Here is a 7,088-nt window from a genome sequence, read left to right on the forward strand (position 1 = left end):
TGCGCCTCCTGTCTGTCCGGGAAAGGGCGAACCGGGACGGCGCCCGCGACGGACGACCTGCCAACAGGCCTCGCCGTCCCAGCACGCCTCGTGTTGGCACTTGCCAGGCGTGAGTGCCAGGCATCGATCCGCACTCTACTCATAACTTGCGTGCCACGCATATAGTGCGTGGCGAGCATCTGATTGATAGGGTGAGGACCGTGAACGACGATGAAGCGGTGGACATGCGAACCCACAACAAGTTGGCCACCCGCGAAGCGATCAGCGCCGCCGCACTCCGCCTGGCGGTGGAACAAGGCCCCGAAGGACTCGCTCTCGTACGGGTGCGCGACATCGCCGCGACCGCCGGGGTGTCACCCCGCACCTACAACAACTACTTCTCCAGCCGGGAAGAGGCGATCTGCGCCATCGAATCCGACCGGGCCCGACGCCTGGGGCGGGCGCTCCTGTCCAGGCCGGCCGGCGAGCCACTCGACCAGGCCATCACCGCAGCCGTGATCGAGCACTACGGCACCGCTGAACCCGACAAGGTCGGCCTGCGCATGATCATGTGCACCCCCGCACTGGAGGGAGAAGCCCTGAAAGCCTTCACCACGGCGGAGGAGCCGCTGGCCGACGCGATCGCCGAACGCGTCGGCACCGACCCCGCACACGACCTGTTCCCCCACGTCATGGCCGCCGCGATCGCCGGCGCCATCCGGGTGGCGGGCCGGCACTGGATCAACAGCGACGACACCGTGTCATTCGCCAGCGTGCTCCGCCGCGCCATCGCCCACATCCTTCCTTCCCCAGACCCCGGCGATACGTAGGTCACCACTGGACTCGCTTATTCGAGGTGTGCGGTATTCCTCCGGGGCCCTGCCGTCACCGCGGCACTCGCCGACCGGGCGGGCCCGCCCGGAGAGGCGGCCGACAGGGTGGCCGCCAGGAGCACCAGACCCCCGCCGATGCTCAGGGTGTGCTGGAGGACCGCTACGACGGGGTATTCGGCGGTCACGTAGTCCCCGGGCCGTATGACGGCCATCGGGAGCTTCCAACCACTCCAGGCGAACAGCGACCCCGAGGCCGCGAACGCCAGCGTCATCGGAACCCACAGCGGCAACCGAGCGGGGCGGCGGCGGCTGAGCACCCAGACGCTCCAGCCGCCGATCAGTGCCCACAACCCCGCGCTCCCGTTCAGCAGCCGCTCGTTGAGGTCCCAATGATCGCGATGAGCGGCGTCGAGGCCGAACGTTCCGCCGACCGCCCTACAGCCACAGCAGACCCAGCGCGGCGGTCACCGTCATCGCCGACGGCACGAACTTCGATGAGCGGGCCCGGCCCTCCCCCACCCGGCCCAGAAAGGCAGTCGGCCATCTCTCCCTCATATAGATCGGAAGAGCCACGGCCAGTCCCACCGCCATCCCGACGAAGCCGATGTTGATGAGGACCGTCTCCCAATCTGGTGCCTGCTCGCCACCGTCGGTCTGGCCACCGCCCCGGTCGACTCCGACCACGTCGAGAACACCGCTGACGACCGTGTACGGAAGCATCGGCACCAGGAAGCCACCACCCACCCAGCCGAAGAAGATCAACGGCGGCGCGGGAAGCCGACGGCCCCATCGCTGGGCCAGCGCCAGTCCGAATATGACCCGGTCGCGGACATCCCCACGGTGACCGTGTTGAGCGCCACCCACCCGGCGGTCCCGACGTCCTCTGGCCCACGTCCGAGGAGCGCGCTAACGATCCAGATGACCTTGACCATCAGGTAGACGGACATGGTCAGCGCCGCCGAATAGCCCGCGGCTCTGCGGGCGACGCTCCACCGCGAACCGACACTCCACCCGACCGGCAGCGCCTCCCCGGCTGATCCATTTATCACGTGACCCCGCCCTCCGCGCCGACCGATCCGACACGGGCAATCCTTCTGCGGGCGCCGGTCGTAAGGATCCCGCCACGGGGTGAATGCCTTGTGCCGGCCGTTCCCTCGAACGGGGGATTACAAGATCACCTATGGGCGCGAGCAGCCGACTCCATCAGATGCAACAAGATCCGGGAGAAGGCCGAAGCGGGTACCGGCACATTGCCGATACCCGCTTATGACCAGGGACTTATTCCTGAGCGGTGCTTGTTCTCAGCTGCAGCCGCTGGTGGAGCCGCAGCCCTCGCAGACATAGCAGCTACCGGCCGGCCGCATCTTGGTGCCGCAGGTGAGGCAGAGCGGCGCGTCGGCGGTACGGCCCTGGTGGCTCTCGATCACCTCGGTCGAGGACCTGGGCGCAGGCGCCTCGACGGCCAACGGCGGCTTCTCCACCGGCTTCTCGATCGCCGTCGACTGGGCGAGCGCCTCGGGGTCGATCTCCTCTTCGACGTGCAGGGTCGCCGGGTCCTTGCCCTCGGCCTGCAGCGTCCGCTCCTCGGCGGTGAAGATGCCGAGGCCGGCCCGATCCTCGTACTGCAGGTGGTCGAGCGCCAACCGCCGGAAGATGTAGTCCATCACCGAGGTGGCCATGCGGATGTCCGGGTCGTCGGTCATGCCCGCCGGCTCGAACCGCATGTTGGTGAACTTCTCGACCCAGGTCTCCAGCGGCACGCCGTACTGCAGGCTGATGGAGATCGCCATCGAGAAGGCGTCCATCACGCCGGCGAGCGTCGAACCCTGCTTGCCCAGCTTGAGGAAGACCTCACCCAGACCGTCGTCGGGGTAGGACGACGCGGTCATGTAGCCCTCGGCGCCGGCGACGGAGAACCGGGTCACGGTGGCGGGCCGCCGCTTGGGCAGCCGCCGGCGGACCGGCCCCGCCGGAGCCGGAGCGGCGACGGGGGCCAGGGCCGCCGCGGCGGCGGCCTCCTCGGCCTTCTCGGTCGCCTTGCTCTTGGCGATGGAGAGCGGCTGGCCGACCTTGCAGTTGTCGCGGTAGATCGCGAGCGCCTTGAGGCCTCGCTTCCAGCCCTCGAAGTACACCTGCTCGATGTCCTCGATGGTGGCGTTCTCGGGCAGGTTCACCGTCTTGCTGATGGCCCCGGAGAGCCCCGGCTGGACGGCGGCCATCATGCGGACATGGCCCATCGGGCTGATGGCCCGGGCGCCCATCGCGCAGTCGAAGACCTCGTAGTGCTCCGGCCGCAGGCCCGGGGCGTCGACGACGTGGCCGTGCTCGGCGATGTACTCGACGGTCGCCTCGATCTGCTCCTGCTGGTAGCCGAGCTTCTTGAGGGCCCTCGGCACGGTGTGGTTGACGATCTGCATCGACCCGCCGCCGACCAGCTTCTTGAACTTGACCAGGGCGAGGTCGGGCTCGATGCCGGTGGTGTCGCAGTCCATCATCAGCCCGATGGTCCCGGTGGGGGCCAGCAGCGACGCCTGGGCGTTGCGGTAGCCGTTCTTGTCACCGGTCCTGAGGCACCGCTCCCACTGCCTCGTCGCCTCGGCGTGGATGGCCCCGTCGACCTCGTCGATCGGGCGGATCCCGTCATTGGCCGCGGCGTGCTTGCGCATGACCCGCTTGTGCGCGTCGGCGTTGCGCGCGTATCCGTCATAGGGCCCGACCACCGCGGCGAGCTCGGCCGACCGCCGGTAGGCGGTGCCGGTCATGAGCTGGGTGATGGAGGCGGCGATGGAGCGGCCGCCCTCGGAGTCGTAGGCGTGCCCGGTCGCCATCAGCAGGGCGCCGAGGTTGGCGTAGCCGATGCCGAGCTGACGGTAGGCCCGGGTCGTCTCCCCGATGGCGGGGGTCGGGAAGTCCGCGAAGGTGATCGAGATGTCCATCGCGGTGATGACCAGCTCGGTCAACTGGACGAACCTCTGGACGTCGAAGCTGTTGTCGTCGTTCAGGAACTTCATCAGGTTGATCGACGCGAGGTTGCAGGAGGAGTTGTCGAGGTGGAGGTACTCACTGCACGGGTTGCTCGCGGTGATCCGCCCGGTCTCGGGCGACGTGTGCCAGTCGTTGATCGTGTCGTCGTACTGCACGCCCGGGTCGGCGCACTCCCAGGCCGCCGTGGCCATCAGGCGGAACAGGTCCTTGGCCTGGACGGTCTCGATCACCTCGCCCGTCATGCGGGCGCGCAGGCCGAACTCGGCACCGGTCTCGACCGCTCGCATGAACTCGTCGGACACCCGCACCGAGTTGTTGGCGTTCTGGTACTGGACGCTGACGATGTCCTTGCCGCCGAGGTCCATGTCGAAGCCCGCGTCGCGCAGCGCGCGGATCTTGTCCTCTTCGCGGGCCTTGGTCTGGATGAACTCGACCACGTCGGGGTGGTCGACGTCGAGCACGACCATCTTGGCGGCCCTGCGGGTGGCGCCGCCCGACTTGATGGTGCCCGCGGACGCGTCGGCGCCGCGCATGAACGAGACCGGGCCGCTGGCGGTGCCGCCGGACGACAGCAGTTCCTTGCTGGAGCGGATGCGGGACAGGTTCACCCCCGACCCGGAACCGCCCTTGAAGATCACGCCTTCTTCCGCATACCACTCAAGGATCGACTCCATCGTGTCGTCCACCGACAGGATGAAGCACGCCGAGACCTGCTGCTTGCTGGAGGTCCCGACGTTGAACCACACCGGGGAGTTGAAACTGAAGATCTGGTGGATCAGGGCGTACTTCAACTCGTGCTCGAAGATCTCAGCGTCCTGCTCTGAGGCGAAATAGCCGTGCTCGCGGCCGGTGTCGGCATAGACCCGCACCACCCGGTCGACCAACTGCTTCAGGCTCCACTCCCGCTGAGGCGTGCCGACGGCCCCGCGGAAGTACTTCGAGGTGACGATGTTCGTGGCGTTCACCGACCAGAATGCCGGGAACTCCACTCCGCGCTGCTCGAAGTTGATGGATCCGTCGCGCCAGTTCGTCATGACGACGTCACGACGCTCCCAGGTCACCTCGTCGTACGGGTGCACCCCGGGTTTGGTGAAGATGCGCTCCATCTTCAGCCCCTTGCGGCCCCTGCCGCGCCTGGCCGTCGAGCCGCTCACCGTCTCCGTCATGGCCTTCCCCCTCTGGGACCCTCCCGCCGGGCCCCCGCTCAGGACTGTTCCCGTTCATTGGTCAAACCCCGCCGCGGGCCGGTGTCGTCCCGGCCCGGGCGCTTGATCACTTGTTTTGATTACGCTCCCGGAGGAGCGGCGCCGCGCAACGACTCGATCTCCTTCTCGAAGTCCTCCAGCGACTCGAAGCCCCGGTAGACCGAGGCGAATCGCAGATAGGCGACCTCGTCGAGCTCTCGCAGCGGGCCCAGGATGGCCAGGCCGATCTCGTGGGAACCGATCTCGGCGCCTCCGGTCGCCCGGATGGCCTCTTCGACCTGGTGCCCGAGCTGGGCCAGCGCGTCCTCGTCCACCGGACGGCCCTGACAGGCTCTGCGCACTCCCGCGATGATCTTCTCTCGGGAGAACGGTTCGGTGACGCCGCTGCGCTTGGCGACCATCTGCAGGACCGCCTCTTGGGTGGTGAACCTGCGTCCGCACTCCGGGCAGGAACGGCGTCGCCGGATGGCGGCGCCGTCGTCGGCGGCCCGGCTGTCGATGACCCGGCTGTCGGGGTTGCGGCAGAACGGACAGTGCATCGCCTTCCCCCTTCCCCAAGGGCCGTTTCACCGGTGCGGACAGGGCCGCCGGGGATCTACCGCCCAGCGTTCACCGTTGCCGACACACCGCCACAAGAGCACAACTTGTGGTGAACTACATCGGTGTAAGTACTACATCTTGTGGTCAACCGTAGGCCCACCAGAGGTCGATCGCAAGCCGGATCGGCAACCACGTCCGTAGACCCTGGTCACACGCGGCACACACCGCGCCCGGCCCGGCGTGTCACAGCCCCGGGGCGGCTCCGAGCGGCTCGCCGAACCGCCGGACCGCGGCATCGGCGCCCCGCCGCCAGCCTCAGCGCGCCGGCAGTTTGAGCCGCTGACCAGGCTGGACGATGGCGCCGGACAGCCCGTTGAGGTCGATGATCCGGCGCACCGTGATGCGGGGATCGACCTCGGGCCGACCACGGCTCGCGATGTCCCACAGCGTGTCATGCCACCCGACCTCGACGACCTCCGCCCCGCCGTCGTGCGCCCGAGCGCCCGAGGCGTCACCGCCGCCGGAACTGGCGCCCGCACCTCGCCGCACGGTCACCCAGTAACCCACGAGCAAGATGATCACAACCAGGGCGATCAACACGATCCGCCCGCGCCGGGTGAGCCTGACGCCGCTCCCGCGTCTCTCTTGCCGTACGCTGTCGATCACTCTCGGCCTCCTCGCGACCGGCCGCTCATGCTTCGAATGCGAATTCGATCGAACGGATGTACGATTTCTATCGCATGCCACCGGCAAAACGCGAGGACTTTCTTCGAACAATTGTTTGATCATCCGGCTCCGTCGCGCTAACGTGCAACAACGGAGTGAAGAAGGTCTAGGTAGGGAGGCAGAGGGGACCATGAGCAAGGTCCGGGAGATGCCCGACGGGCCCATGGACGAAAGCGGACTTACTCAGCGCCAGCGAATGGTGCTCGAGGTGATCCGCGACTCGGTCCAGCGGCGCGGCTACCCACCGTCGATGCGGGAAATCGGCGAGGCGGTCGGACTGACCAGCACGTCCAGCGTGTCCCACCAACTGCGTACGCTGCAGCGCAAGGGATTCCTGCGGCGCGACCCCAACCGCCCGCGCGCGGTCGAGGTGCGAGTGCCGGGCAGGCCTCCGGTGCAGAGCGAGCCGGACTCCTACGACGCGGCGAACGGCCAGGAGGGCCCCGCCCATCCGGCACCCGCCTATGTTCCGCTGGTGGGACGGATCGCGGCCGGCGGTCCGATCCTGGCCGAGGAGGCGGTCGAGGACGTCTTCACCCTCCCCAAGCAGCTCGTCGGCGAGGGGACGCACTTCCTGCTGAAGGTGTCCGGCGACTCGATGATCGAAGCCGCGATCGCCGACGGCGACTGGGTCGTCGTCCGGCAGCAGCCGGTGGCCGAGAACGGCGACATCGTCGCGGCCATGATCGAGGGTGAGGCCACGGTCAAGACGTTCAAGCGCAAGGACGGGCACGTCTGGCTGCAGCCGCAGAACAAGGCTTACGAGCCGATCGCCGGCGACGAGGCGTCGGTCCTCGGCCGGGTGGTGGCCGTACTCCGC

Annotated in this window: 8 protein-coding genes; 2 read left to right on the plus strand and 6 right to left on the minus strand. The window is 68.0% G+C overall.

Annotated elements, in window-relative coordinates:
• Positions 1–200 precede the first annotated feature (200 nt).
• Positions 201–809 (plus strand): TetR/AcrR family transcriptional regulator, encoded by a 609-nt coding sequence (locus HKK72_RS33610; RefSeq protein WP_187238455.1) that lies wholly within the window; start codon positions 201–203, stop codon positions 807–809.
• A gap of 17 nt (positions 810–826) precedes the next feature.
• On the opposite strand, the gene HKK72_RS33615 is transcribed toward HKK72_RS33610, so the two are convergent.
• From HKK72_RS33615 to HKK72_RS33640, 6 genes are all read right to left on the minus strand, one after another.
• On the minus strand, positions 827–1,162 hold the full coding sequence (locus tag HKK72_RS33615) for a hypothetical protein (RefSeq protein ID WP_187238456.1): 336 nt from the start codon (positions 1,160–1,162) through the stop codon (positions 827–829).
• Between the two features lie 85 nt (positions 1,163–1,247).
• Positions 1,248–1,538: a hypothetical protein gene (locus tag HKK72_RS33620; RefSeq protein ID WP_187238457.1), complete on the minus strand. Its 291-nt coding sequence runs from the start codon at positions 1,536–1,538 to the stop codon at positions 1,248–1,250.
• A gap of 32 nt (positions 1,539–1,570) precedes the next feature.
• Positions 1,571–1,861, minus strand: a complete 291-nt coding sequence (locus tag HKK72_RS33625) for a hypothetical protein (RefSeq protein WP_187238458.1) — start codon at positions 1,859–1,861, stop codon at positions 1,571–1,573.
• Between the two features lie 252 nt (positions 1,862–2,113).
• Positions 2,114–4,963, minus strand: coding sequence for a vitamin B12-dependent ribonucleotide reductase (locus tag HKK72_RS33630; protein WP_187238459.1), 2,850 nt, complete (start codon positions 4,961–4,963; stop codon positions 2,114–2,116).
• A 119-nt stretch (positions 4,964–5,082) separates the two neighbouring features.
• A complete protein-coding gene (nrdR, locus tag HKK72_RS33635) occupies positions 5,083–5,541 on the minus strand; it encodes a transcriptional regulator NrdR (protein WP_187238460.1) in 459 nt (152 codons plus the stop codon).
• 316 nt (positions 5,542–5,857) lie between these two features.
• Entirely contained in the window at positions 5,858–6,208 is a 351-nt protein-coding gene (locus HKK72_RS33640) for a LysM peptidoglycan-binding domain-containing protein (protein WP_187238461.1), read from the minus strand.
• A 190-nt stretch (positions 6,209–6,398) separates the two neighbouring features.
• Here HKK72_RS33640 and lexA point away from each other — a divergent pair.
• The coding region (gene lexA, locus HKK72_RS40285; protein WP_222721469.1) for a transcriptional repressor LexA at positions 6,399–7,088 on the plus strand (690 nt) is incomplete at its 3' end.

The organism is Actinomadura sp. HBU206391 (genome assembly GCF_014323665.1).
In the GTDB taxonomy this organism is placed as follows: Bacteria; Actinomycetota; Actinomycetes; order Streptosporangiales; family Streptosporangiaceae; genus Actinomadura_C.